The sequence below is a fragment of the Microcystis wesenbergii NRERC-220 genome (assembly GCF_032027425.1).
GTDB classification, from domain to species: Bacteria; Cyanobacteriota; Cyanobacteriia; order Cyanobacteriales; family Microcystaceae; genus Microcystis; species Microcystis wesenbergii_A.
Genome location: NZ_JAVSJA010000001.1, coordinates 4,031,235 through 4,056,448 on the forward strand (window position 1 = coordinate 4,031,235; position 25,214 = coordinate 4,056,448).

Annotated in this window: 24 protein-coding genes; 12 read left to right on the forward strand and 12 right to left on the reverse strand. The window is 41.4% G+C overall.

All coding sequences use genetic code 11. The annotated features are described in order from the left end of the window. The first annotated feature begins 81 nt into the window (after positions 1-81). Complete coding sequence (locus RAM70_RS19510; protein WP_045358937.1) at positions 82-741, forward strand: SDR family oxidoreductase; 660 nt, start codon at positions 82-84, stop codon at positions 739-741. 516 nt (positions 742-1,257) lie between these two features. Further along, the gene (locus RAM70_RS19515) at positions 1,258-2,442 is read left to right on the forward strand and encodes an NAD(P)H-quinone oxidoreductase subunit H (protein ID WP_002754423.1); all 1,185 of its coding nucleotides are present in this window, start codon (positions 1,258-1,260) and stop codon (positions 2,440-2,442) included. A gap of 118 nt (positions 2,443-2,560) precedes the next feature. On the opposite strand, the gene RAM70_RS19520 is transcribed toward RAM70_RS19515, so the two are convergent. Then, a complete protein-coding gene (locus tag RAM70_RS19520; RefSeq protein ID WP_045358933.1) occupies positions 2,561-2,740 on the reverse strand; it encodes a hypothetical protein in 180 nt (59 codons plus the stop codon). A gap of 126 nt (positions 2,741-2,866) precedes the next feature. On the opposite strand from RAM70_RS19520, the gene RAM70_RS19525 reads away from it, so the two are divergent. The 3 genes from RAM70_RS19525 to RAM70_RS19535 are packed head-to-tail and all read left to right on the forward strand — an operon-like array spanning position 2,867 to position 8,051. Beyond that, entirely contained in the window at positions 2,867-4,249 is a 1,383-nt protein-coding gene (locus RAM70_RS19525; RefSeq protein ID WP_312675211.1) for a hypothetical protein, read from the forward strand. After that, a complete protein-coding gene (locus RAM70_RS19530; protein ID WP_312675214.1) occupies positions 4,231-5,226 on the forward strand; it encodes an AAA family ATPase in 996 nt (331 codons plus the stop codon). The genes RAM70_RS19525 and RAM70_RS19530 overlap by 19 nt, the downstream gene beginning before the upstream one ends. Positions 5,227-5,234: 8 nt before the next feature. Then, complete coding sequence (locus tag RAM70_RS19535; protein ID WP_312675216.1) at positions 5,235-8,051, forward strand: SUMF1/EgtB/PvdO family nonheme iron enzyme; 2,817 nt, start codon at positions 5,235-5,237, stop codon at positions 8,049-8,051. A 498-nt stretch (positions 8,052-8,549) separates the two neighbouring features. On the opposite strand, the gene RAM70_RS19540 is transcribed toward RAM70_RS19535, so the two are convergent. The 4 genes from RAM70_RS19540 to psbA form a co-directional block, all read right to left on the reverse strand. Then, complete coding sequence (locus tag RAM70_RS19540) at positions 8,550-8,906, reverse strand: type II toxin-antitoxin system PemK/MazF family toxin (RefSeq protein ID WP_045358166.1); 357 nt, start codon at positions 8,904-8,906, stop codon at positions 8,550-8,552. A 238-nt stretch (positions 8,907-9,144) separates the two neighbouring features. Next, on the reverse strand, positions 9,145-9,504 hold the full coding sequence (locus tag RAM70_RS19545) for a DUF5615 family PIN-like protein (RefSeq protein ID WP_002732058.1): 360 nt from the start codon (positions 9,502-9,504) through the stop codon (positions 9,145-9,147). Next, positions 9,482-9,829, reverse strand: coding sequence for a DUF433 domain-containing protein (locus RAM70_RS19550; RefSeq protein ID WP_045358164.1), 348 nt, complete (start codon positions 9,827-9,829; stop codon positions 9,482-9,484). The genes RAM70_RS19545 and RAM70_RS19550 overlap by 23 nt, the downstream gene beginning before the upstream one ends. 135 nt (positions 9,830-9,964) lie before the next feature. After that, on the reverse strand, positions 9,965-11,047 hold the full coding sequence (gene psbA, locus RAM70_RS19555) for a photosystem II q(b) protein (RefSeq protein WP_046663108.1): 1,083 nt from the start codon (positions 11,045-11,047) through the stop codon (positions 9,965-9,967). Positions 11,048-11,232: 185 nt separating this feature from the next. On the opposite strand from psbA, the gene cynS reads away from it, so the two are divergent. Continuing rightward, the gene (gene cynS, locus RAM70_RS19560; RefSeq protein ID WP_045358918.1) at positions 11,233-11,670 is read left to right on the forward strand and encodes a cyanase; all 438 of its coding nucleotides are present in this window, start codon (positions 11,233-11,235) and stop codon (positions 11,668-11,670) included. Between the two features lie 535 nt (positions 11,671-12,205). Here the strand turns inward: cynS and RAM70_RS19565 are convergent. Continuing rightward, positions 12,206-14,017: a sodium:solute symporter family protein gene (locus tag RAM70_RS19565; protein ID WP_045358916.1), complete on the reverse strand. Its 1,812-nt coding sequence runs from the start codon at positions 14,015-14,017 to the stop codon at positions 12,206-12,208. A 44-nt stretch (positions 14,018-14,061) separates the two neighbouring features. Next, positions 14,062-14,430: a hypothetical protein gene (locus RAM70_RS19570; protein ID WP_271926766.1), complete on the reverse strand. Its 369-nt coding sequence runs from the start codon at positions 14,428-14,430 to the stop codon at positions 14,062-14,064. 153 nt (positions 14,431-14,583) lie between these two features. On the opposite strand from RAM70_RS19570, the gene RAM70_RS19575 reads away from it, so the two are divergent. Next, on the forward strand, positions 14,584-14,757 hold the full coding sequence (locus tag RAM70_RS19575) for a hypothetical protein (RefSeq protein WP_002791720.1): 174 nt from the start codon (positions 14,584-14,586) through the stop codon (positions 14,755-14,757). A gap of 11 nt (positions 14,758-14,768) precedes the next feature. Here RAM70_RS19575 and RAM70_RS19580 read toward each other — a convergent pair whose 3' ends face one another. Together RAM70_RS19580 and RAM70_RS19585 are read right to left on the reverse strand one after the other, a co-directional pair. Continuing rightward, positions 14,769-15,371: a chromophore lyase CpcT/CpeT gene (locus RAM70_RS19580; protein WP_045358912.1), complete on the reverse strand. Its 603-nt coding sequence runs from the start codon at positions 15,369-15,371 to the stop codon at positions 14,769-14,771. Positions 15,372-15,448: 77 nt separating this feature from the next. Continuing rightward, complete coding sequence (locus RAM70_RS19585) at positions 15,449-16,474, reverse strand: cyanophycinase (protein ID WP_045358911.1); 1,026 nt, start codon at positions 16,472-16,474, stop codon at positions 15,449-15,451. Between the two features lie 220 nt (positions 16,475-16,694). Here RAM70_RS19585 and RAM70_RS19590 point away from each other — a divergent pair, with 220 nt between their 5' ends. Then, positions 16,695-17,843, forward strand: coding sequence for a substrate-binding domain-containing protein (locus RAM70_RS19590; protein ID WP_190380318.1), 1,149 nt, complete (start codon positions 16,695-16,697; stop codon positions 17,841-17,843). Between the two features lie 460 nt (positions 17,844-18,303). Here RAM70_RS19590 and RAM70_RS19595 read toward each other — a convergent pair whose 3' ends face one another. Continuing rightward, positions 18,304-19,533 (reverse strand): site-2 protease family protein, encoded by a 1,230-nt coding sequence (locus tag RAM70_RS19595; RefSeq protein WP_312675221.1) that lies wholly within the window; start codon positions 19,531-19,533, stop codon positions 18,304-18,306. Positions 19,534-19,596: 63 nt separating this feature from the next. Between RAM70_RS19595 and ruvA the strand changes: the two genes are divergently transcribed. The 4 genes from ruvA (at position 19,597) to RAM70_RS19615 (ending at position 22,471) form a co-directional block, all read left to right on the forward strand. Then, on the forward strand, positions 19,597-20,226 hold the full coding sequence (ruvA, locus tag RAM70_RS19600; RefSeq protein WP_312675222.1) for a Holliday junction branch migration protein RuvA: 630 nt from the start codon (positions 19,597-19,599) through the stop codon (positions 20,224-20,226). Positions 20,227-20,643: 417 nt separating this feature from the next. Next, the gene (apcA, locus tag RAM70_RS19605; RefSeq protein ID WP_002739012.1) at positions 20,644-21,129 is read left to right on the forward strand and encodes an allophycocyanin subunit alpha; all 486 of its coding nucleotides are present in this window, start codon (positions 20,644-20,646) and stop codon (positions 21,127-21,129) included. Between the two features lie 79 nt (positions 21,130-21,208). Further along, complete coding sequence (gene apcB, locus RAM70_RS19610; RefSeq protein WP_002738786.1) at positions 21,209-21,694, forward strand: allophycocyanin subunit beta; 486 nt, start codon at positions 21,209-21,211, stop codon at positions 21,692-21,694. 573 nt (positions 21,695-22,267) lie between these two features. Next, on the forward strand, positions 22,268-22,471 hold the full coding sequence (locus RAM70_RS19615; RefSeq protein WP_002739162.1) for a phycobilisome linker polypeptide: 204 nt from the start codon (positions 22,268-22,270) through the stop codon (positions 22,469-22,471). A gap of 54 nt (positions 22,472-22,525) precedes the next feature. Here RAM70_RS19615 and msrB read toward each other — a convergent pair whose 3' ends face one another. Then, positions 22,526-22,942 (reverse strand): peptide-methionine (R)-S-oxide reductase MsrB, encoded by a 417-nt coding sequence (gene msrB / locus RAM70_RS19620; RefSeq protein WP_312675223.1) that lies wholly within the window; start codon positions 22,940-22,942, stop codon positions 22,526-22,528. A 68-nt stretch (positions 22,943-23,010) separates the two neighbouring features. Beyond that, the gene (locus tag RAM70_RS19625; protein WP_312675224.1) at positions 23,011-25,020 is read right to left on the reverse strand and encodes an NACHT C-terminal alpha/beta 1 domain-containing protein; all 2,010 of its coding nucleotides are present in this window, start codon (positions 25,018-25,020) and stop codon (positions 23,011-23,013) included. Between the last annotated feature and the right edge of the window lie 194 nt (positions 25,021-25,214).

A 25,214-nucleotide genomic window follows, 5' to 3' on the forward strand; every position in this document is an offset into this window, starting at 1 on the left:
ATTAACCACCAAAGGATCGGGGAAATTTGTAGAATCGAGATTAGTGTAACGTATTGTTAAAAACTATTTGGTCAAGAAGCGATGAAAGCATTTGTAGCAGGAGCCACAGGGGAAACGGGACGGCGAATCGTTGCCCAATTAGTCGAACGTCAGATTCCCGTGCGCGCTTTGGTGAGAAACCGCGAGAAAGCGGCGGAGATTTTGCCAGCAGGGGTGGAAATCGTCGTCGGAGATGTCCAACAGGCCGATAAGTTAGAGGCACTAATCGCTGATTGTAGCGTTTTGCTATGCGCCACGGGAGCCAGACCGAGTTTTAATCCCACGGAACCTTTGTTAGTGGACTACTTGGGAACTAAAAATCTCATCGATGCCGCCAAAAAGAAAGGAATCGAACATTTTGTTCTGGTTACTTCCCTCTGTGTATCGAACTTTTTCCACCCCCTCAATCTCTTTTGGTTAATTTTATTCTGGAAAAAACAAGCGGAAGCCTATTTAATCAATAGTGGCTTAACCTACACGATCGTGCGACCCGGAGGCCTTAAAAATGAGGATAATCTTAATGCCATTAAAATGTCATCCGCCGATACCCTGTCTGAGGGCAATATTCCCCGCACGAAAGTGGCTTCCGTTTGCGTAGAATCCCTATTTTATCCAGCCGCTAACAATAAAATTCTCGAAATTGTTGCTCCCTCAGACGCACCCAATCTCGATTGGCCACAATTGTTTCAAAGTGTCACCTAAGGGGATTACTCATCAGCTTTTGACGCATCGGTTCTGGGGCAATTGCTGGTCCTATCGACTCACCCCTGACTCGCCCTGGTGCCAGCCTGAAAGCTTCTCGCTTTTCTTGTGTATTGTCAAGACGTTTACTTATCGCAAATTTGGGTGGAAAACCCCGTCCTTTTAAGACGGCTTTGTGCTAAAGTGACTATAGGTTGCCGACCGTGAGAACGTGAGGAAACAGGTTAAACGTCCTACTCCGTGATCTCAAAATTTCTAACAGTCAATGGTGTTCAATTAAGTCCAAACTGTCAGAACGCAAAACAATTAAATACTGTGGGACACACAGAAATTTACGCTTGGGGAGTAGTCTATAGGAGTGCTTGCCTTATAGGTGTAGTCGGACTAGACATGAAACTGTAAGACCAAAATTAGCTTTGCTGGTAGAGGCAGGATTCAGCCCAAGAATCTCCGCACTTTTAAGGCGGAGAGTGTCAAAATAACTTTAAAAAGATTTTCGGGATCATCGGTAGCCCTATGGCAAAAATTGAAACGAGAACAGAACCCATGGTTTTAAACATGGGACCCCATCACCCGTCAATGCACGGAGTTTTACGCTTAATCGTCACCCTTGACGGGGAAGACGTGATTGACTGTGAACCCGTGATCGGTTATCTTCATCGGGGCATGGAAAAAATTGCCGAAAATCGCACTAATGTCATGTACGTTCCCTACGTTAGTCGTTGGGATTACGCCGCAGGGATGTTTAACGAGGCGATTACGGTCAATGCTCCCGAAAAATTAGCCGATATCGCCGTTCCCAAACGAGCGCAATATATCCGGGTGATTATGTTGGAACTCAACCGCATCGCTAACCATTTACTCTGGTTAGGCCCCTTTATGGCGGATGTAGGCGCACAAACTCCCTTTTTCTACATTTTCCGGGAACGGGAGATGATTTATGACCTCTGGGAAGCTGCCACGGGAATGCGGTTAATTAATAACAATTATTTCCGTATTGGTGGCGTGGCGGTGGATTTACCCTACGGATGGGTGGATAAGTGCGAGGATTTCTGTGACTATTTTGACCCAAAAGTGGACGAATACGAGAAATTAATCACTAATAACCCGATTTTCCGCCGTCGTATTGAAGGGATAGGCTGCATTACCAGAGACGAAGCGATTAACTGGGGTTTATCCGGTCCGATGTTACGCGCTTCCGGGGTGAAATGGGATTTAAGAAAAGTTGACCATTACGAGTGTTACGACGATTTTGACTGGGAAGTGCATTGGGAAACCGCCGGCGATTGTTTTGCTCGTTATCTGGTGCGGATTCGGGAAATGCGCGAATCGGTGAAAATTATCCGGCAAGCACTGAAAGGTTTACCCGGTGGTCCCTACGAAAATCTGGAAGCAAAACGGATGGCAGAAGGGAAAAAATCAGCTTGGAATGATTTTGACTATCAATATATCGCCAAAAAAGTCGCCCCCACTTTTAAGATTCCTAAAGGTGAACATTATGTGCGCTTGGAAAGTGGTAAAGGGGAATTAGGTATCTTTATCGTCGGTAATGATGATGTTTTCCCTTGGCGTTGGAAAATTCGGGCCGCCGATTTTAATAATCTTCAAATTCTGCCTCATATCCTCAAAGGGGTAAAAGTTGCCGATATTATGGCGATTTTAGGCAGTATTGATATTATTATGGGGTCAGTTGATCGCTAAATCTCTTTCAGGGTGGGTTATCTTATTAACTCACCCTCGTTTTGGTCCAGTCTCATGAAAAAAGCACATCGGCCTTTATTTCAGGTAATGTGCTTCAATCCCTAGCATTTATCTTCATTTAGTGGGGGTGAGTGTTTTTCCCCGCTTCCAATTGAACCTCAGTCATAGGGGGAAGAATCTCGCTTTGGGGAATCTTTAACTCTCCCACCTGAACACCCAAACTAGCCAAGGCAGTTAAAGTGGTGATGATGCGGCAAATCACGTCAATGTCCGCTTTATGTTTTTGCCAGAAATTCATAGATTTTGCTCCTTTCGCCTTAGGGCTTGTTTTTTGAGGACAAGTTGATTAAAATGCTTTCAGCAAATGCTGGCAAAAGGGGATCAAAAAGTGGATCAGATGGTAGGTTGACGTTTGACGAGATTTATGTTAAGGTCTGGCGAAATCAGATTATGGGATGAAGATGTAGAAACCCTTCGTAAGGCTAAAGATGCTTATAAGGGAACCTATTCTTGTGCTTCGGAGAAAACAGAGCAAATATTAATAGAAGCAAGTCGATGGTTACTTGAGGCATTTCTCGAAGAATACCGTAGTCGAACAGAAACTTCCAGTTATACCATTCCATTAAATGTTTTGAAAGCTTGGATGACAGAATCTCAGCCACAATCTGGAGCAACTAAAGAGGTTTTAAAACCAAAGGGTAAGAAATTGTACTTACAAAATAAATCTAAGTTTCAAGGATTTGAAAATGAGAAGAAAAGAGCGTACATTAATCAAAATAAAATAAATACAACCAGAATTGAAGATATTAATGATAATTCAATTCATTTAACCTTTTATGAGGATATAAACCATTTATTAAATGAGTCTATTTTAAAGGTAATTGGCATATCTGGACCTAGTTTGCGGTTTTGTACTGAAAAAGAATATGGACTAGGAAAAAAAGGGCGAACCGCTAAACAATCTTATATTGTTCAAGCTTATTGCGAAGTATTAGGCCTAGATTTTGAAAGCTTACAATGTTGTCAACTTCATCATCAAAACCCAAAAGATCAACGAACAAATAATGAAAAGATTTATCGTGTTTTGACAAAATTTAATTATACTAATCTAGTAAATTTTACCAGTTCAATAGCTGCTAAACCTTTACGAGAAGGCAGTATTTATATTCCCCCTTGTCCTCATCAATATCGTGTTTTGTGTTTGCGTCGTTTAGAAAAAGAAATCTTGATCACTAATAATTTGCCAGTTAAACCTATTGTTTTTAAATTTCAAGGAGATGGTCAAGAAGAATGGGATAGCTATAGTCTTCATGAACATTTTTTCAATAATTCTGGAGGAATTAAAAATTTAAAGACTAATAATTTATGTTTGATTTTTGAAGGAATTGATTGTGCAGACTTTTCCCGTTTAAAAGACATTGATTCATTTTGGCAAAACTTAATTACCAACGCTCGTAAAATACAAAATAGTCCCATTAAAGGCTTTTTATTAATGATTTGGTTAGATTATGGAGAAGGGAATGATTGGAGAGATAAGGACAGATTATCAGAATTAAGTCCTATTCACCGCTTACAGATTGACTCTTGCTTTGAACAACGGTCTTTTCAGAAAATTATTCCTACTTTTGCTCAACAACTTCAGTTGGGTTGTGACTTACAGGATGAAACCACAGACTTATTTAAATCTACCTTGCAGGAATTATGGCAAAATAGCAATGAAGGCAAGATAGAAGACACACTGAAAGCTTTTTATCAACAATTTCAAGGACAATTATCGAGGGAAAATAGATGGATAAACTATCCTTAACTTACAGGGGAGAAATTCAACCTAAATCGGGACTTTATTATGAACCGATTCAACAGAAAATTTATCCCTATGACGCAGGTGATGAGTTAATAGAAGTTGTTAACTTGGCTATTGAATTGGGAATGCCTTTGTTACTAGAAGGTGAGCCGGGATGTGGCAAAAGTCGTCTAGCTCATGCCTTAGTTTATGAATTTAATTATCGTCAGGAAAGTAATCCTATAAAATATTATGAGTGGATAGTTCAATCTACAAGTAAAGCGGAAGATAGTCTCTATCAATATGATTATATTGGCCGTTTACAAGCTGCTCAAATTAGCGGAATTTTAAGAAAAAAAGAAATAGAAGAATCTTTTTCTGAGCCAAAAAATCCAGCTACTTCAAAGCAAAAAAATCCAGCTACTTCAAAAGATTGGGTTGATTTACAACCCTTGGGTAAAGCATTTAAACAAAGTCAAGATAAGCAAGAACAATCGGTAGTATTAATTGATGAAATAGATAAAGCGGATCGAGATTTTCCTAATGATTTACTTTTAGCCATTGAATCTCGTCGTTTTTTCATTAAAGAAACAGGAGAACCAATTCAAGCAAATGATCAAGCTTTTCCTCTGATTATTATTACCAGTAATCAAGAAAAAAACTTACCCAATGCTTTTCTGAGACGTTGCATTTATCACTATATTGAGCTACCCAACCAAGAAAGATTAAGAAAAATATTAACCGAACGGTTTACCGACGCTGAAAAAGACGTTATCATCAAAGCAGTGGACCGTTTTCAGGAAGTGAGAACATCACAAGACGAGACTAAATCTGAAGGAGAAAAAAAAGTTAGCACCAGTGAATTAATAGCCTGGTTTAAATCGTTGCTCAAGTACAAACCTGAAGAAATTATCGCCAAATTAAAAGAGGACAAATTACCCCACGCTAGTGTTTTACTAAAAAGCCGTACTGATTTACAAGATTATGGAACAAGAGGTTAAAAAAGCCAATGACATCCCCCCTACTTGACCTATTTTATCAACTCAGAGACGAAGAAGGATTTCTGCTGTCTATTGAACAATATTATCGGGTGGAAAATTACCTGATTCAAAAACTCGCCAATGATTCTGATATTGCTATTCAAGAAAATCCCAACTTAGAGAATCCTAAAATTAAACTTCTTTGTCAAGCTTTATGGGTTAAATCCCCGAAAGAAAAAGAAAAGTTTGATCAGGCCTGGACAGAGATGCTACAATTCCAACCAGAAATAAATATAGAAATAGCCAAAAAAACACCTATTCGTCATCCAGAAGAATCGATTAGCAAAATCATAAACCCGATGGATGATAGGGAATCTCACTCATTAGAAATTACCCCTCCGGGGGATAGACAAATAGCACCGGAGACTTCATTTCCACAAATTGCCACAGCTATTGAAAAGCGAAAAAAAATCACATCCCTAGATAATCCTGATTATTATCCTATTGGCATCGCTAAGTTACAAGAAAGTTGGCAGCAACTGCGTCCATTACCCCTAGAAAGTCCTCGACAAACTTGGGATATAAAAGCTACGGTGATGGCAACGGCTAAACGAGGTTTTTTTGATCAAATAATTTACCAAAAGAAACAACTTTATCGCCGAGAAATTATAATTTTTATTGATTGTTCTGACTCGATGATTCCCTTTGCAGGATTTGGTAGGATAATGAAGCAAACTTGGGCAAATGTTCCCCATTTTTACTTTGATAATCTGATTAGAGACGAGGTTTTACGACAAGAAAACGGTTGGGAAAGTCAATCTTTAACCAAAGTTCTCTCTAACTATTCTCCGGAAGTAACCAGTTGTCTAATTCTTAGTGATGCGGGTGCCGCTAGAAAACGTTATGTAGAAGAGCGCTTGAGCGCAACAGAAACCCTTATCCGACGATTTAGCCGAAGATTTAGCCGAGTCGCATGGTTAAACCCTTTACCCTATCATCGATGGTATGGGACAACTGCCTGGGATATTGCTGATTTAGCTGAAGATATACCCAATTTTTCCATGTTTGAACTAACCACAGAGGACTGGGAAAACTTGATAACATGGCTAAAAGAAGAAGCTATCCCACCCCGTCATTTTCCATTTAATCCTAATCAATTTCAACAAGGGGATAATTGGGATGAGGATGAAGATTTTTTTAGCGCAGAAAGCCGTTTAAGATTATTTGAAGAAGAAAACGAACCAAACACCAGAGAACTAGCGGAACGAGCGGCATTTCCCCTTAGTTTATCCCCTAATTTACTTTATTATCTGCGTCAACATCAAGATAAAAATAATCAAGCTCCTTGGTATGCGATCGCTGATATTTTACTGTCCAGTTTAGTCCGCAAAATAGATCGAGAACTCTATGAAATGTCTCCCGATGTTCGTAAACTACTATTAGAAAAATTAACCCCAGAGGAACTCAAATCTCTGGCCTATCAGTTACAAACCTATATTCAGGAACAAATCGGTGATCATTGCTCAAAATCGGTTTATTGGCAAAATCAACAATGGTTAGCTCTTGCCTACCTAAAACCTAGTCAAGCGGTCAATGAAATCAGACAGGTACTAGCAGAAGCTATCAAAAATAATAACCGAGTGCGTCTTGTGAGATTGACAGCTTTATTAGAAAATATATCCGCTGCTTTAGCCGATTATGAACCCTTGTTATTGCTTAATAAACCGATTGCCGCCTATTCTAGAGGGGATTTAAACCACGTTGGCAATGTCCTTCAACTTTCCCCAGAAGACGAAGGAACCCGACAAAAACGTTTAATAGACGAAGTAGCCGCTATTGTTCCCTACGATGAAAACCTTTTCCTTTTTACCGCAGAAACGGTACTGGTTAATGAAACAGGCCAAGTTATCAAGAGAAAACCTGTTAAAGCCTATTTTTACGATGAAAACCTTCCAGAAGTTGGCAACCAGAAAAAAGCTCAAAACTATATCCGCATGATGTATATTCCCCAAGGAGAATTCTGGATGGGAACGGAAGATGAGGAAATTGAAAGACTGGTTAAAAAATATGGTTGGGAAGGATATAGAAGTGAAAGACCACAACACCTGGTCAAAGTCCCCGCTTTCTACATGAGTCAAACCCCGATTACCCAAGCTCAGTGGAGAGCGATTGCCTCTCGCACGGATTTAAAAGTAAAACGAGATCTTGACCCTGATCCCTCCCGCTTTAAAGATCCCCCCAAACCCCCCTTAAAAAGGGGGGCTTCCGATTCCCCCCCTTTTGAAGGGGGGGCTAGGGGGGGATCGCCCACGCGCTGGGATAGACCCGTCGAACGAGTCAACTGGTACGATGCCGTCGAATTTTGTGCAAGATTATCGAAACTAACGGTTCGGGAATACCGACTACCGAGTGAGGCAGAATGGGAGTACGCCTGTAGAGCGGGGACAAAAACACCCTTTCATTTTGGGGAAACGATAACGGCAGATTTAGCTAACTATCGAGCTACTGAAACCTATGCCGATGAACCTACAGGAGAATATCGACAACAAACGACTCCCGTGGGACAGTTCCCCCCAAACGCTTTTGGGTTGTACGATATGCACGGCAATGTCTGGGAATGGTGCGCCGATACCTGGCACGATAATTATAAGGATGCACCGAGGAATGGAAGTGCTTGGACAAAAAATGGGGATGATAATCGTTCTCAAATACGGGGCGGTTCTTGGTTCAGCATTCCCTATTACTGCCGTTCCGCTTTCCGCCGCCACAACGACCGCCGCTACTTCGTCATCGACGGCTTCGACCTCGGTTTTCGGGTGGTGTGCGGTGCTGGGAGGACTCTGTAACCCTTTTTCTCTTTTTTTCCCTTTTTTTTCCCTCATTCCCTTTTCCGGAATTTTTTGGGGCAAGCTATAGAACAAGTGTATTGGTTTAGGGGTTAATTATCTAGGGTTTGCTGAAAAAGTAGGGTTAGGGATAGGTTATGCCCGAATGCTTCGCCCCTACAGGACGCGATCGCCGCTCAAGATGCAGGGTTAGGGATAGGTTATACTAAATCCGGTTATTAAAAACCGATTATTTATTACCTCTTTTCCCTTTTGCCTCTTGCTTTTTGCCTGTCCTTATAAGTAGCATATACTCAACGGATTTAGTATTAAACTTCCGAAGTAACCGTGAGCGGCGATGCTGTAATCTATCTTCGTGCTTTTTTTTGTGTTAACGGGTTCTTTAAATCCTTTTATAGCAGTTTTCATCAGAATGAGGCATGGGCAAGGGGCTTAAGCCCCTTGTTGGCAAAACTTGTCGATACCTCAGTAACGTGAAAAGCGCTATATAACCCCCTATTATTCGAGTTCTTGAGGTTCAATAACCAACTTAATTCCCTGAATAATTAATTTGATTTTTTCCTGAGAAAGTCTTCCGATAGACTCCGTTAAAAGACGCTTATCAACCGTGAAAACCTGTGAAACATTAACAACACTGGATTCAGGTAAATTCCCTTCACCCTCATTCAATAAAACATTACCAATAGCTTTTGCTCGTCTCAAATTGGTTGTTAATGGACACACAATAACCGTCCCAATTTGTGACTGATTCAGAGCATCATTTTGCACCACAACACAAGGACGAAGATAAGCAGGTTCAGAACCTTGTGGTTCTCCTAAATCAATCCAATAAATCTCACCTTGAAAAATCGTCATATTTACTCAGATAATTGGCGTTGATGATGGCGTATTCCCTCTAACATCAAAGTTTCTGATTCATCCGATCTATCACTATAAGCTTCATTCCAACTATCCATTAATACCTGTTTAGTTATTTTTTGATTATTCAATCCTAATTATTGATGTAACTTCTCCAATAACCATTGTTTATCTTCATCTCCCCTGATTCAACGCCTAAGACAACTAAAAATAAAACAGAAACAGCAAGTAGTATTTATAAAGGAATATGAGTAATCCGGTCTTGATAATCTTGGGCATCGCCTAATAAAGCAATGAGAATTAAATTCTCAATAATCTCTTTGATTGTTGCTTTAGGACGCAAGACAAAAATCCCTGGACTATGACGACTTTGTGCCAGATGATCAGCTAAATGAACAGGCATAGAAGTCCGATTATTTGTGACTAAAATAAAGTGATTTGCTTCGCACCAAATTAAAATTTCTGGGTCTAAGGTGCTTTTCGACGGAACACCAGGTTCGCCAATCATCCAAACCGTTAAATCAGAGTGACGGCGCAATAATTGCTCCCGATACAGCGGCGGTAAATTTTCATCAATTAGATACTGAATACTCATTGATATTTTCTGCTGCTATTTCCGCCTTGAATTTCCGCATTTTCTCCACAAAAGCGGGAGGGTTCAAATCCTGTTCTTGTTCTCCTTTTTGACAATGTTCTAGCCATTCTGCCAGATATTGACTAACTCGGTCTTTTTCGTGCAGGTAATAGAGAATAGTGGCATGGATTTGTTCTAGGGTAAGGGTAGGATAAATTTGCCCAATCTCTTCAGGGGTACGGGCGCGGTAAATGTATTCATATAAGATAGTTTCAATGCCAATGCGGGAGTTTTTTAAGCGAATGTCATTGGGAGTCAAAAAATTAAAGTAGTCTTCGAGTTGCATCGGTTAATACTCCTATTGATAAATTCGTACTTTTTTGTATCATCAATCAAGCCAATAAATCTCTCCTTGAATATTATGATTCTAACAACAAAAAAGCACCCCCTCGCGGGAGTGCCTTTTCGTTCAGACTAGGAATTAACCATTAATAGCAGGAGCAATCAGAGCCACAGGAGCCTGTTCACCACTAGCCAAGTCTAAGGGGAAGTTGTGAGCGTTGCGCTCGTGCATTACTTCCATACCGATACCAGCGCGGTTTAACACATCGGCCCAAGTACCGATTACACGACCTTGAGAATCGAGAATCGACTGGTTGAAGTTAAAACCGTTGAGGTTGAACGCCATGGTGCTAACACCCATTGCCGTAAACCAAATACCGATTACCGGCCATGCACCTAAGAAGAAGTGCAGAGAACGGCTATTATTGAAAGAAGCGTATTGGAAGATTAAACGTCCGAAGTAACCGTGAGCGGCAACGATATTGTAGGTTTCTTCTTCTTGACCGAATTTGTAACCGTAGTTCTGAGATTCGATTTCAGTGGTTTCACGCACTAAGGAAGAAGTTACTAGAGAACCGTGCATCGCAGAGAACAAGGAACCGCCGAACACACCAGCAACACCTAACATATGGAAGGGGTGCATCAGAATGTTATGTTCTGCTTGGAACACGAACATAAAGTTGAAGGTTCCAGAGATTCCTAAAGGCATACCGTCGGAGAAAGAACCTTGTCCGATGGGATAGATTAAGAATACAGCAGTAGCGGCGGATACAGGTGCGGAGTAGGCAACACAGATCCAAGGACGCATTCCTAAACGGAAAGACAGTTCCCACTGACGACCGAGGTAGCAGAAGACACCTAGTAAGAAGTGGAAAATGACTAACTGGTAGGGACCACCGTTGTATAACCACTCATCTAAGGAAGCAGCTTCCCAGATGGGGTAGAAGTGGAGTCCAATCGCGTTGGAAGAGGGAACAACAGCACCGGAGATGATGTTGTTTCCGTAGAGTAGAGAACCAGCTACAGGCTCGCGGATACCGTCGATATCTACAGGAGGAGCGGCGATAAAGGCGATGATGAAGCAGGTGGTGGCGGTGAGCAGGGTGGGGATCATGATCACACCGAACCAGCCGACATAAAGACGGTTGTTGGTGCTGGTGATCCACTGACAGAACTGCTCCCACAGGGAAGCGCTCTCGCGCTGTTGTAGAGTGGTGGTCATGGTTGGATAATTTCTGTATGTATTAGGTTGTCAAGGTTCTTTGTTTGACATGAGTTAATACTATCGTCTTTTTATAGTTATGTAAAGGGGTTTTAAGGAATGTTTTTTTATCAATGTCATAACTTTTACTTATATAATTGATGTTGAGGTAAACTAGAAGCAGACAAATTCTGCAAAAATAAGCGATGATACCCGAAATTACTGCAAAACTATTGGAAGCGAAGAAGGAAAAAGGCCTGAGTTTCGCTGACCTAGAAGCGATTCTAGGACGAGATGAGGTGTGGATTGCCGCTGTTTTTTACCGGCAAGCGAGCGCCTCCCTAGAAGAAGCAACGAAAATTGTGGCAGCTTTGGGACTGGGAACCGAAATCGTCGCATCCTTAACCGGGTATCCTCTCAAGGGATTGGGTCCTGTTGTCCCCACCGACCCCCTGATTTATCGTTTCTACGAGATCATGCAGGTGTATGGAATGCCACTAAAATCGGTGATTCATGAAAAATTCGGCGATGGTATTATGAGTGCGATCGATTTTACCCTCGACGTGGATAAGGAGGAAGACCCTAAAGGCGATCGCGTTAAAATTACTATGTCGGGTAAGTTTTTACCCTATAAGAAGTGGTGAGTCCGGCCAAAGTCAACGGTAAGGAATTTCTATTCCTTGCCGCTCCTGGTATTTTTCTTAACAAAACTTAACAATTGACGGCAAAATTTTGCTTGCTTTTTTCGGCAGATTTTGGGACAATATTTTTAAAAGAGTTTACTAATAATGGAAATATAAGCACTTTAGTTTAAACACAAGAGTCCCATTATAAGAAAATCATAAACCAAGCCGCCGCAAAAGTCAAGGGATCACTCCTAATTCAGTAATCAGTGATCAGTAAACAATGAAAAGACATTAGGAAACTGCTATTTTCAGTAAACAGTGATCAGTAAACAGTAATCAGTAAACAGTAATCAGTGAAAAGACAGTAGGAAACTGGCATTTGATGAGGCTCACTTAATACATAAGTAGTCGTGCAAAATTAATTTCCTAGTGAAGATAGGCAAGAGGCACTCTTGCAAGAGGCAAGAGGTGTTTAGATATGTGTAATTAATTTTGCTTAGGTACTTACTGCATACTTAAAACTCAAATCTGATAACTGATAACTGATAACTGCCTAACCTAAATCTCGGTCTTTAGTGACGGTAATTTCCTTAGATAAATGTCGATACCAAGTAAAATAGAGACCGATGGAAAGCAAAAGAAAAACCAAAGCCAAAATCTTAAAACTTTGCCACTGCTTGATGATTAAAACAATCCCCATCATAAAGAGGACTAATTGCCAAGGAACGGTGAGAAAAGCGGCGATGATATCCCGTTGATTTTCCGCTTTAATTTTTGCCTGTAGGTTAGGTTTAACACTTTGACGTACTTCTCCCCAAAAGCCAAAAGGTCGGGTAACATTATAGAAATTTTCCATAACTAAACTATCGGTGGGAGGAGTCAACAAAGTAGCGATAATACAGCCAGCTAAAGCGAACAAACTCGGCACAAGAAAGAGAATATATTCCTGATATTGACTGTGACGAAAGAAAGGTAAAATTATCGCTTGTGAAGCAATAGCTGCAATCATTCCCGCTAAAGTTCCCACGGCAAAACCATAACCATTAAAGCGCCACCAATACCAACGTAATAGCAGAGGAACTGCTAATCCTACCCCTAATCCCGTGGTTAACCAACCCCAAATATCATTGACATTTTGGATATTAAAACTCAAAACTAAGCCAATTACTACCACAAAAACCGAGGCCAGACGACCTTGAAAAACTAACTCCTGTTCTCCCGCATTTGGTTTCAAAAAAGCTTGATATATATCTTTGACCCAATAGGCAGCACTAGCGTTAATAACTGCGTTAAAAGTGGACATAGCTGCCGCTAAAAAAGAAGCAATTAATAACCCCTTCATCCCCACGGGAACGTATTGAGTAATCACCGTGGCCAGAATTCTTTCCGGATCTGTAATCGTGCCTTTAGTTAAACCGTAGTGAATACCTAAAACCGCAAAAGCTGTGACTAACGGCCAACGGAAAGAAAGCAGAATAATCCAGAATAAAGATAATAAACCGGCATCTCGATCGCTTTTGGCGGCTAGGTATCGTTGTAACATATAACCACCGCTGCCGCTGCAACCTTCGATGATGGTTTTAACTAAATAAAAGAAAATCACCCCACCAAACAAATTAAAGATGGCATAATCTCCGGGTAAATCCAAAGTTAAGGAGGGAAAAATACTAGCCCAGTCGCTTAAATTCCAAGTTTTTGGCTCCGTTGCCCCCGGAATTGCTACCGTGAAACTATCGGGAAGATTAACGGTAAAAAAGGCCACTGTCGATACATAAATTACCGCCACAAAAATCAGAAATCCTTGAAATAAATCGGTAATTACCCCACCATAAAAACCACTGGCCACTGTATAAATCAAGGTTAGAAGAATTAATATCACCGAAGCAAGACGATCATCCATACCCAGAAACTGCCCTAAAAATTTCCCCCCCGCAACGGAGAAATAACTCATCGCACCGATAGAGAATAAGAGAGTGGCGACGGCGCTAATAATTCGGGCAAAATTCCCCTGTTTTCCAGTTCCAAAGCGAAATTGCATCCATTCCGCCATGGTCATAACTTGGGCCCGGCGATTCCATTTACCCATAAAAGCCATGAGAAAGGCCATAATTAGGACAACACCGCCCCGGATTTCGATAAATAGTCCTTTGGGTCCGACGGCGTAAATTAGGGCAGAAATGACCATAGTTCCCGCTAAATCGGTGTTAGCTGCCATTCCCGACACCCCTAACATCCACCAGGGCAAATTGCGATTACCTAAAAAGTAGGATTCTAGACCTTGAGAAGCTTTTTTCTCGGCGATAATCCCGATTATTAGGGTTCCTGCCAGATAAAGCAGCACAATTACATAATCAATTAACTGCATAGTTTCAGATCAATTTAACTTTCGATCGTTATAGCATCAATTGACTACGATTTCTGGCTAACGGTTTCTTTTTCTAAGATTTGCACCCGTTGCTCTAGCTTTTTTAAATCTTCCTTTAATTCAATTACTAAAGTAGCTAAACGCTGGAACAGTGGGTCAGTTTCCCCGACTACTTCCCCATTTACTATACCCGTTCCCGATCGCCGTTGGGGAATCGGAGCGGCATTTTCCCCGCGGATGGTTATTCCTCGGACTTGACTTTCAAGGCGCTCGACTCGATTGCGAAGACTAATTAACTCCGATCTTACCGCCGTATCCGATTGTGCTTTGCTGGCATTAACAAAACTCAGTATTAGCAAAAGGGAGATAATCAGCGTTAAAAAGCCATAAAAAGAGATTTTAGCTAATTTCATCGATTTTACCCCCTATCTATCTTACCCAACTTAATGTTAAGAAACGTGGCTAAATCTAAAGCTTAATTGCAATTCCGCCCCCGGGTGATTAGTGGCTCAAAAGAGGATGATAAGGTAAAAAACACGATTTTGTCGAAATTTGGCCTTATCTCTATGTATAAAAACTCGGATAAAGATTTTCTCGGAGCGGCAATCACAGCCGGTTTAGGTGCGGGAATCGTCACTTCTTTTGCCGTCAATCAAGGACAAGACATCGGTACAGCTTTAGGAATTACCGCTTTAGCGGCTCTTTGCGGTGTTATCTGCCGTCATTTTGACCTAATGTGATGCAATCTTCCTCACACCTCCAATTCTGCCGAAAAATCCCGTTTTTTCTCGTATTGATAGGGACCGAGCAGAGCGCCCCAAATTCCCTTACCACTGCCGGGATCTAGACCTTTATCGTAGGTTTTTAGGCTATGACTCGTCACCTCGAAACCCAAAGACACCTGATAGGTTGTACCCTCATAGGTGAATTGACAGTGCTGTTCCGGTTGCGGTTGGGCGATAAACTGGTATTGATGATCAGCGAGGGTATGGACTTGGACCGCTAAAGTGCAAGTAGGCAGGAAAGTTAGGTCTTCTAAGCTAATTTTTCGCAAAATATCGGGATTTTTGCCCGCACCTTGCACGGATTTCAGGTCATTAAACATATAATGCCTAACCTCTAACCCTCCCGATTCCGAGCGCGTTAATCGCCACAGTCGCGGTCGGTAGGGTTGGTCTAAATTGATGATACTGGCTTGTTCGGCAAAAAGCGCGATGCTGTCTTCCCGAAATAAAGGCAGCGGACGCAACCATAAACGCAGGTGAACGTACCACACCGGTTCTGCTTGCGCTTGCCGTTGATTTTCAAATTCACCCGCGAGATACCGACCGAAAGTGATTAATTCAGGGGTCATAGGTCAAAAAATTCTCCTTATTGCCTCAAAATTAATCCTAACACCCATAGAACTCACTTTTTTGACAAAAATGACCTTCAGGCTACCAGAACCCGCTTAAACCCGGCTATTCCCCCTTTAGTGTACCAATATTCCCAGCGACCGCCAGCAGCACTAGACCAATCCTTGAGGTCAAATTTACCGCTGCCGGAGGGAGTTCCCGCGATGCGATAGACTTTCACCGCTTGACCGTTATTATTCCAGATTAAAGGTCGATCCGGCTCCATCTGTTCGGGTAGAGTCCTGTTAGTTTGCAGAAAATAGGCATCTTGTCCCTTATCGGTGCCGTTGCCATAGACTTTGGCGATACCATCCTCATCGATCGCCAGAAAAGCTCCTTCTTCTAAACCGATAGCGTAGGCAGGTAGTTGATTGTGATTATCGTGTACATTACGGGCTAAAAAACCAAAAAGGCGACCATATCTTGTTTCGGGATGATCTTGATTGAGTCGATCCAAATGGGTATCTGTCACCACTTTTTTGAGAAAAGGAACCCGAATAAAATCACTCCGATAGAAGTCTTTAGTGTTGAAGTGAAAGGGATTATTTAATATTTCCGAACTCAGTACCCCTTCGTGAGTGGGCGCATAGTAAAAATCACCCAGAATAGCCATTCCTGCGCTGGTTCCCGCCACGGGAACTTTTTTCTCATTGATCAGATAATTGATCGCTGTTTCCACCTTTGTGCTTTCCCACAAATCCTCGTACTGATTTTGATCACCACCGGCAAAAAAAAGAATATCGGCATTACGAATATATTCGATAACATCAGGATGATTCGCCGCTTCACGACTATCAATTGATAGTTCCGCCGCCGAGCCGATCAGGGAGGGATAATTGTCGCAAATCCAATCGGCTTGACTGCCAAGATCGCCAAAGCGCAACACTAAGTAATTACCGCCTTTAGCTCGATTTAATAACCATTTTGTCGCCTGATCTTCTCCTAACTTACCTTCTTCCGCTCCCCCGATTAATAAAATACCCGATCGATGTTTTACAGACTTAAAATTGGCTTGTCCACAACGACAAGAATAATGGAAATCTCGATCATGATTGTTAGACATGGTCTTATACCCTCGCCCCTTAGCTTACTGCTTCTATCCTAGCTTCAACTAGGACAAAATCAGAGTTTTCTACCATAAAAGTTAACAACAAAGCCGATCTATAGCTGAAATCGGTAGCGGCAAAACTCCCTAGTTTACATTCTGTTAAAAATCGTCCTATAATAATTCAAGGCTAGAAACTGGCAATTATTACTGTTAAAGTTGGGAATCGGCGGGCGATATGTTAAACAGACGTTCTTTTTTGCAAGGATTAGGTACAATCGCCTTAGCGGGGGGTTTAAGTGGCTGCGCTTCCAGAAGCGGCGATCCGAGCATTTTTCTCCTGTCCGGTTCGATTCCGCCGCGATTACTAACAGATTTTCGGAAAACTATTGCCGAAAAAAAAGTCAATTTTCAGTCGGAAAGGCAGCTGAAAGAGCTATTAAAGTTGTTGGAAAAATGGTTAAAAAATCAGGATCAACCAGCCTCACAATTTTCGATTCCTATCCCTTTTAGGGAACAAAACCCAGCGATGGGTAATTTAGTCACCCTAGGGGATGCTTGGCTAGGAAAAGCGATTACTAACGGTTTAATTCAACCTCTAGATACTTCTCAACTCTCTAATTGGTCAAAACTGCCCCCCCGTTGGCAAGAAAACATGACTCGCAATGGCCAAGGACAACTGCAAACAGAGGGAAAAGTCTGGGGTGCGCCCTACCGTTGGGGAATGACAGTAATTGCCTATAATGAGGAAAAATTCGCTCAATTTGACTGGCGACCACAGGATTGGTCTGATTTATGGCGACCGGAATTAACCGGTAAAATTGCCCTAATTGATAATCGTCGCGAAGTCATCGGTTTAACCCTAAAAAAATTGGGTTATTCTTATAATTCTAGTGATTTAAAACAAGTAATGGGACTAAAAGACCAGCTATTCGCTTTACAAAAACAGGTAAGATTTTATAGTTCTCAACATTATTTACAACCCCTAATACTCGGTGATGTCTGGCTGTCTGTGGGTTGGTCTAATGATATTTTACCAGTGAGTGATCGCTATAAGAAAATTAAAGTTGTTGTCCCCAAATCTGGCACTTCCCTCTGGTCAGATGTGTGGGTAAAACCAGTTTTAACTACTCCTAATTCTCTTGTCCAGCAATGGATTGATTTTTGTTGGCAACCAGAATCCGCTACTAAAATTTCTTTATTTACCTCCGGATTATCTCCCCTAATTCTCACTGAAAATCCCGACCAAATTTCCCCAGATATTAGAAATAATCCTTTACTTGTCAATCCGGAAGCGATCAAAAAAAGCGATTTTTTAAACCCTTTATCGCCAGCAACCGAGCAAGAATACGAGCAATTGTGGCAAGCAATGCGACAGTTAGTATAGTCAGGAGATACTAGACAAAATTCTGCGGGTTGTCTCTTTGTGTCCTCTGTGCCTCTGTAGTTAAAAAAATGCTTATTGCCTGATCTCGAAATCAGACCAAAAAGGAATAGTTTTAAAGCAACAGGAGATACTAGGCAAAATTCTGTGAGTCGGAAACTTAATACTGATAACTCATAAATTATACTTTCCTGAAAACCATTTGTATATAAGGTATAAAATGCTCGCATTAACTACAAGACTAAGAAATTCAGAATATCTGTTTGCTTGTAAATTTGATGATGATCCTCCGAGCATTGCTTGTATATGGTTATTAACTTCTGGAGCAATTAAAGTTATATAAGCGGCGACAACAAGGATAAATCCTAGCAGATATCGATTAGACTGATTCATCAATATTAAGGTGAAAACTACATTTACCTAACTGATAACTGCTCACTGATAACTGATAACTGATAACTGATTAAGCGGTTTGGCTTTGGGTTTCTTGGGCAAGAAAAGTAAGGATAGAAGCTTTCTCAATTAACCCCAAAACCGTGCCGTTTTCTTCTACCACTGTCACTTGAGATAAATTTTCTCCTTCCAAAATTTTAACCACATCTAGGAGGGAAGTATGAGACAAAACCAGTTTGAGACTTTCGCTAGTGTCTAATAACCGGCCGATATTTACCTCTGTCCATTGGGAAGTGGGAATCGTTTTCAGAGCCTCTACATTAATCACCCCCAATAGTTTACCTTCGCTATCGGTAACTAGGAATTTAGACCATTGTTGTTTACCGATAACATAATTATTAGCAAACTCCCGCAGGGTTAAATTAATCGGCACTACAGGACTATTAGGAGAGATAACATCTTTAGCGGTGTAGCGACTTAGGAAATCTTGAACCTTAGCTGATTGAGCGGAAAAGCCAGCATTTTGTAGAAGGAAAATGCCAATTAATAGCGTCCAAGCACTGCCAAATTGACTGATTCCGAGAATTGATAGCGCACCGATGACAATCGCTAACCAACCAAAAAATTGACCGAAACGACTAGCGAATAAAACCCCTTTATTGGGATTACCCGTTACTTGCCAAACGACGGCTTTAAGGATATTACCACCATCTAAAGGTAAACCGGGGATCAGGTTAAATAGCCCTAGGGCGAGGTTGATATAGGCCAGGAGAGAAAGAATCGCCGCCAGGGGCGCGCTTAAACTAATATTAAGACCAATAATTAGGAAGATACCGAAGAGCAGTAAACTAACTAAAGGGCCGGCAATTGCCACAAGAAAAGCTTCTAGAGGAGTTTTCGATTCTCTGCCGAGAGTTGCCAAACCACCGAATAAAAAGAGGGTAATTGATTTGACCTCAATACCTTGGGTGATGGCAACAAAACTATGACCTAATTCGTGGGCAACCACGGAGGCAAATAGGAGAATAGCGGCAAAAAATCCTAAGAGCCAGGGCATGATTCCCGTTAACTGGGGAAACTGACTTAATTCTCCTCCATAGGTTAAGGTAATTAACCCCAGAACGAAGAACCAAGAAGGATTAATATAAAAGGGAATTCCAAAGAGATTCCCGACTCTAATGTTGCCATTCATTTTGTATCTTCTCCAATTATTGGGGACTAACGCCAAGAAGATTAGGTTATCAATTACGCCATTCACTTCTGTTAACAATTGTAACAAAAATGAAAATCTCTCCGGCATTCTTTCAGGGAGTAAAAACCGTCATCACTGTGGTTCGGTTATTTTCGTAGGAGAATTAAATCAATGATTAATTATTTACGGGGACAAGCGATCGAGGTGCTCAAAACCCCTAATAACCGACTGATCTTGATTTTAGACGTAAACCAGATCGGTTACGAAATCCAAATTCCCTCGCGATTAGCCCTAGACATCGGCAACGATAACAATGATAGTTGTCGGATTTTTACTCACCTACTCCTTCGCGAGGAGCAGCCTTTATTGTACGGTTTCGGCACCGCCCCAGAGCGAGATCTGTTTCGTCAACTGCTTTCCGTCAATGGAGTTGGAGCGCAATTAGCCCTAGCTTTAATCGATACGTTGGGGATTGAGGAACTTGTGGTGGCGATAGTGACAGGAAATACCAAAATTTTGAGCAAAACCCCCGGAGTCGGCTTAAAAACAGCAGAGAGAATCGCTTTGGAGTTAAAAACTAAATTGGCAGCATGGCGACAGCTAAAAGAAGCGACGACGACAACCACAGCAATACTACCGGCAGCGGAAATCCTCGAAGATGTGCAGATGACCCTTTTAGCTTTAGGATACAGCCAAGACGAGATCGATCGAGCTATGGTGGTCCTCAGTCAAGATGCTTTATTTAGTAAAAATACTCAGCCGGAAGACTGGATTAAAGGAGCCATTAATTGGCTAGGCTAAATCAGTCGTCGGTCGTCGGTCGTCGGTCGTCAGGAGATAGGAGACGGGAGATAGGAGACAGTTTCATTTATTCTCCCCACACCCCACACCCCACACCCCACACCCCACACCCCACCTGCCCCCCCCGATGTCGGGGGGGTTGGGGGGGCCACACCCCACACCCTACACCCTACACCCTACACCCCGCTCCCCACTTCCCCACTCCGGCGCTCCTTTCTCAGGGCAAATGTTAAAAAGTATTACGAAAATAGTGAGAAGGTGAACCAGATGCCGCAAAATAGTTGCGTTAGGTCGCTCTAGCTAGGGAAGTCTTGAGACGCTGAGGCGGAAACGAGATAACTTGAGCGTAGTGACCACAACTGCTATAAAATGTCAGATTAAGTTTATTAATCTCACTTAGTTGGGAGGAATCCATCAATGAGTATCGTCACGAAATCGATCGTGAATGCTGATGCTGAAGCTCGTTACCTCAGCCCCGGCGAACTAGACAGAATTAAAGCCTTCGTTGGCAGTGGTGCCGCTCGTTTACGCATCGCTGAAACCCTGACCGGCGCTCGCGAAACCATCGTCAAACAAGCTGGCGATCGCTTATTCCAAAAACGTCCTGACATCGTTTCCCCCGGTGGCAACGCTTACGGCGAAGAAATGACCGCTACCTGTCTGCGTGACATGGACTACTACCTACGTTTAATCACCTACGGAGTAGTTGCTGGTGATGTCACCCCGATTGAAGAAATCGGTTTAGTCGGTGTGCGTGAAATGTACAAATCTTTAGGAACCGACATCGGTGCCGTAGCTCAAAGCGTTCGCGAAATGAAAGAAGTTGCTACCGGTCTTATGTCTTCTGACGATGCTTCTGAAGCTTCTTCCTACTTCGATTACGTGATCGGCTCTATGTCGTAGAATAATTCCTTTGTGAATCGTTCTAGACACACCCCTCGTAAACCTCTTAAGATTAAGCAAAACCCAAGGAAGAACCACCATGCAAGACGCAATTACTTCTGTTATCAACTCTGCTGACGTTCAAGGCAAATACCTTGACGCTTCTGCTCTCGGCAAACTGAAAGGCTACTTCGCCACCGGTGAACTGCGCGTGCGCGCCGCTAGTGTCATTAGCGCCAACGCTGCCGGTATCGTTAAAGAAGCTGTGGCTAAGTCCCTGTTATACTCTGACGTAACCCGTCCCGGTGGCAATATGTACACCACCCGTCGTTACGCCGCTTGTATCCGTGACCTCGACTACTATCTCCGTTATGCTACCTACGCTATGTTAGCTGGAGATCCTTCTATCCTCGACGAGCGCGTTCTCAACGGACTGAAAGAAACCTACAACTCTTTAGGTGTACCCATCTCCTCCACCGTTCAAGCTATCCAAGCGATGAAAGAAGTCACCGCTAGTTTAGTTGGTGCTGATGCGGGTAAAGAAATGGGGATTTACTTCGACTACATTAGCTCTGGCTTAAGCTAGAAATAACGAACTCGGACAAAATAGGTTCGGGAAGCCGAGGATGAGTGCTAGGTCTTTAAAGGCTGAATCTGGCCAAGATAGGTTTTGACGAGCTAGTATTGATCCTTGACTCCCGACCTTTGTTATCGAAAATTTGGGTTGAAAACCCCGCCCCTTTTAGGGCGGCTTTGTGTTAAAATCTTACTGGTCTAAAAAACCCGCCCTATCATAGATACGACCGAATAAATATACTAGGTTGAAATTCCTGCAACGGGTCAACGATGAGTAAGGGGAAGCTGACGGCCGCTGGGAACTCCATGCTAGAGGCAAAACATACCCTGTGTCGGTATGTATAAACCAAAATTAAATCAGTCGCCGAAGGGCATTCGGAGACTTTAAATGGACGTGGAGAAAGTGTCAGACTTAAGCAATTAAGCGTTTTTCGGTGAAGCGTCAACCCCATTCAGCGACCACCCTAAAAAGGTGGCGTGGTGAGGAATCACCGTCCGTTTACGGCGGTGAGGATGTCAATTTAGGAAAAAGCCTTCGTTAGTTTGAGCGACAAGTTTTTCAGCGATTAGGAGAAATCAATCCATGCGGATGTTCAAAATCACCGCTTGTGTTCCTAGCCAAAGCCGCATTCGGACACAACGGGAATTACAAAATACCTATTTTACCAAACTCGTTCCCTACGATAATTGGTTTCGTGAGCAACAACGCATCATGAAAATGGGCGGCAAAATTGTCAAAGTGCAGTTAGCTACTGGCAAACCTGGGACTAATACAGGTTTACTGTAATCGGCTGCCACTGGAACTTAAAAAAAAAGAGGTCTTTCCAGACCTCTTTTTGCTTTAGGGATTTTTTTCAAACTGCAAAGCGGCAGAGTTGAGACAATAGCGTTTTCCCGTTGGGGGTGGACCATCATTAAAAACGTGACCGAGATGAGCATCACAGGTGGCACAAACAATCTCTGTCCGCACCATGAAAAAACTAATATCTCGTTCGTACTTAATATTAGTCTCGTTAGTAGCGGTCCAGAAACTCGGCCAACCAGTACCCGAATCATACTTGCTGTCAGAAGTAAATAACTCCGTACCACAGCAGACACATTTGTAAATACCTTTTTCTTTATTATCGTGATATTTACCAGTAAAAGCCCGTTCTGTTCCCTTTTTGCGGGTAACTTGGAACTGTTCGGGAGTTAGCTGGGCCTGCCATTCCGCCTCGGTTTTACGAACTTTTTCTACCATAGTCAGGACAACCGCCATTATGATTAAATTTCTCTTTTTAGTCTAACCTGAGAATGATGCTTAGGTAAATTTTTCAGATCAATAATTTATTTTACCATTTTTTCTAGCCAAGTTTGTAAGGCATTTTCGAGGTTAATTTGATTGGGTAAAAATCCTTGTATTGGCTGTTCGATAGGTTTATCTGTGATTATGGCAATAGAAGCAAAGTCACCGATAAGTTGGCAAATTTCAATAAAAGAGTCCCTCGGATCATCACCATAAAAAATCAGGGCAAGATTTGGGTTTTCAGTCTTGAGACACCATTCTAAATCATAGATATCATTAATCGGAGAAATTAATTTTGTCAAGATACGATTACCAAGACCTTTGGCCAGGCGATCGAGGTTAGTCTCTTGGTTTATTGTTTTAATATCAATAGTGCGAACATTGGGGTTATTTGTTTTAATTTTTTCGAGGATATAGTTTAAGTTTTGCGATTGTAGTTCTTCGGGAATGCTGTTTTCAGTTTGACCGTGCCACGCTTTATAAAATTCGGGGTAGGTCATCTGTTGAACACATTGGCAGCAAACTCTATAGGATTCTTCAAAAGTTGTTCTATCATAACTGCTATAAGCTTCGGTCAAATATTTTTTTAGTGACTTGATTATTAGACATAGTACATCGTTTTTAGACATACTTTCATAGTCAATTTCAATTGGATTTGGAATTCGATCAAAATAATCTGGATAACTACCTTTAATTATAGATGCTAAAGCCTGGGAATAATAGTCTATGCTAATATTACTTGTATATGTTTCGATTAATTCTGAAATTTTCACATATTGTACTTCAAGCTCCGTGTCTTCACCTTCCATGTCTAATTCAAAAAGATATTCCCAGTCTGAATTTTTTAGCTTATTTAATAAAGATTTTTTGTCTTGACTATCAAATATCTTACTATGTTCTAATTTATTGAAAATATTTTCTTGATACCAAATAGTCAAGCGATCCATGTTATACAACAAATCCCAATTTTCTAAAATCTCATAGATTATTATTTCTTTGTTTTTAGAAAATTCTGGTTCAGTCATAAGAAAGGGAAAAAAGTTATCAAAAATTAATGGATCAGTAATAGCTAATCTTTCTATAAAGTCCACGGTTTCCTTATGTTCTAGAAAAAAAAGATAATCTTTTTTTTGATAGTTTGCTTTATGAATAATATCCCACAGTTTTTGATTGAGTTTTTTTAACAATATCGATATTAGCTCTGGAGTTTCTGAAATAGTTTTTCCTGTTTGCGGCTGCTCCGATAAACTCCATAGCACACATGAACGATAAAGATAATCTAGTTCTTCATCTATCAATAGATGAAGACCAATTGATATCCCTAATTGATTGCTACTGTCATAATTCAATAGAAAACCAACTAAAGGAGCCAGATTTTCTGCTTTATTCAGTTTGCAGTTCTTCTCGATAATCAAGCAATAGTTTGTTAAAGTGGCAATAAATTTATCTTTTTCAAACTCATCCAATAAGTCTAAGAGCGTCCATGAATCCATCCAATAAAGATAACGATATATTTCCCCCGTATTTATATCAATTTCACCTAAAGTTATTTGAATGGCCTTGGTGAGAATTTTATCATAATTGCAATATTGTTTGAATTCACCTAAAAACTTTATCAGAATTTCAAAAGAAACACGCCAGTAAAAATTACAAAACCCACAACCATCATTAAAATTAAACAACTCCTCCATTAATTTATTTTTTTCAGCTATTATCTGATCACTTTGCTGTCCTAACCATAATAAAATAACTTCTGTCCATTGATTTTCAAAAACTCTATAGACTCCTTGTTCTGGATTTTCGGGAATATGATTCAAGAAAAATTGATAATCATCAATAACCAAAGCGGCAAAATATTCTTGAAAACTGGGATGAAAGAAAGCATAAACTTCTTCCTCTGGATTTTCTTCTGCAACCCCAACGATGTTTAACCAACCTATATCTAAAGCTAATTTACCTAAAGGTTGATCGATTTCACCCAAATATTTAACTACTTGCTCACGACTTAAGCGAAAACGATTTGATGGTTGATTAATTGCTGCCTTTGCCAATTCTCCTAAGGCACGATTTAACTCTTTTTGCTGGGGTGCATCTCACATTTGTCAATCCAGACAGATAAGGATTTTAGCTATTGTCAGCTTTCCAGACTCAGTATTTTTGCTTTCCCTGAGATGCACCCGCTCAAACTTTTGTAGTCATACCATTTTTCAAAAGTAATGGCACAGAGGGGTACGAACTCCTAATA

Bases quoted from the DNA above. Each gene is read 5' to 3' on its own strand.
- RAM70_RS19510 (WP_045358937.1), top strand. From the start codon at position 82: ATGAAAGCATTTGTAGCAGGAGCCACAGGGGAAACGGGACGGCGAATC.
- RAM70_RS19515 (WP_002754423.1), top strand. From the start codon at position 1,258: ATGGCAAAAATTGAAACGAGAACAGAACCCATGGTTTTAAACATGGGA.
- RAM70_RS19520 (WP_045358933.1), bottom strand. From the start codon at position 2,740: ATGAATTTCTGGCAAAAACATAAAGCGGACATTGACGTGATTTGCCGC.
- RAM70_RS19525 (WP_312675211.1), top strand. From the start codon at position 2,867: ATGTTAAGGTCTGGCGAAATCAGATTATGGGATGAAGATGTAGAAACC.
- RAM70_RS19530 (WP_312675214.1), top strand. From the start codon at position 4,231: ATGGATAAACTATCCTTAACTTACAGGGGAGAAATTCAACCTAAATCG.
- RAM70_RS19535 (WP_312675216.1), top strand. From the start codon at position 5,235: ATGACATCCCCCCTACTTGACCTATTTTATCAACTCAGAGACGAAGAA.
- RAM70_RS19540 (WP_045358166.1), bottom strand. From the start codon at position 8,906: ATGACGATTTTTCAAGGTGAGATTTATTGGATTGATTTAGGAGAACCA.
- RAM70_RS19545 (WP_002732058.1), bottom strand. From the start codon at position 9,504: ATGAGTATTCAGTATCTAATTGATGAAAATTTACCGCCGCTGTATCGG.
- RAM70_RS19550 (WP_045358164.1), bottom strand. From the start codon at position 9,829: ATGCAACTCGAAGACTACTTTAATTTTTTGACTCCCAATGACATTCGC.
- psbA (WP_046663108.1), bottom strand. From the start codon at position 11,047: ATGACCACCACTCTACAACAGCGCGAGAGCGCTTCCCTGTGGGAGCAG.
- cynS (WP_045358918.1), top strand. From the start codon at position 11,233: ATGATACCCGAAATTACTGCAAAACTATTGGAAGCGAAGAAGGAAAAA.
- RAM70_RS19565 (WP_045358916.1), bottom strand. From the start codon at position 14,017: ATGCAGTTAATTGATTATGTAATTGTGCTGCTTTATCTGGCAGGAACC.
- RAM70_RS19570 (WP_271926766.1), bottom strand. From the start codon at position 14,430: ATGAAATTAGCTAAAATCTCTTTTTATGGCTTTTTAACGCTGATTATC.
- RAM70_RS19575 (WP_002791720.1), top strand. From the start codon at position 14,584: ATGTATAAAAACTCGGATAAAGATTTTCTCGGAGCGGCAATCACAGCC.
- RAM70_RS19580 (WP_045358912.1), bottom strand. From the start codon at position 15,371: ATGACCCCTGAATTAATCACTTTCGGTCGGTATCTCGCGGGTGAATTT.
- RAM70_RS19585 (WP_045358911.1), bottom strand. From the start codon at position 16,474: ATGTCTAACAATCATGATCGAGATTTCCATTATTCTTGTCGTTGTGGA.
- RAM70_RS19590 (WP_190380318.1), top strand. From the start codon at position 16,695: ATGTTAAACAGACGTTCTTTTTTGCAAGGATTAGGTACAATCGCCTTA.
- RAM70_RS19595 (WP_312675221.1), bottom strand. From the start codon at position 19,533: ATGCCGGAGAGATTTTCATTTTTGTTACAATTGTTAACAGAAGTGAAT.
- ruvA (WP_312675222.1), top strand. From the start codon at position 19,597: ATGATTAATTATTTACGGGGACAAGCGATCGAGGTGCTCAAAACCCCT.
- apcA (WP_002739012.1), top strand. From the start codon at position 20,644: ATGAGTATCGTCACGAAATCGATCGTGAATGCTGATGCTGAAGCTCGT.
- apcB (WP_002738786.1), top strand. From the start codon at position 21,209: ATGCAAGACGCAATTACTTCTGTTATCAACTCTGCTGACGTTCAAGGC.
- RAM70_RS19615 (WP_002739162.1), top strand. From the start codon at position 22,268: ATGCGGATGTTCAAAATCACCGCTTGTGTTCCTAGCCAAAGCCGCATT.
- msrB (WP_312675223.1), bottom strand. From the start codon at position 22,942: ATGGCGGTTGTCCTGACTATGGTAGAAAAAGTTCGTAAAACCGAGGCG.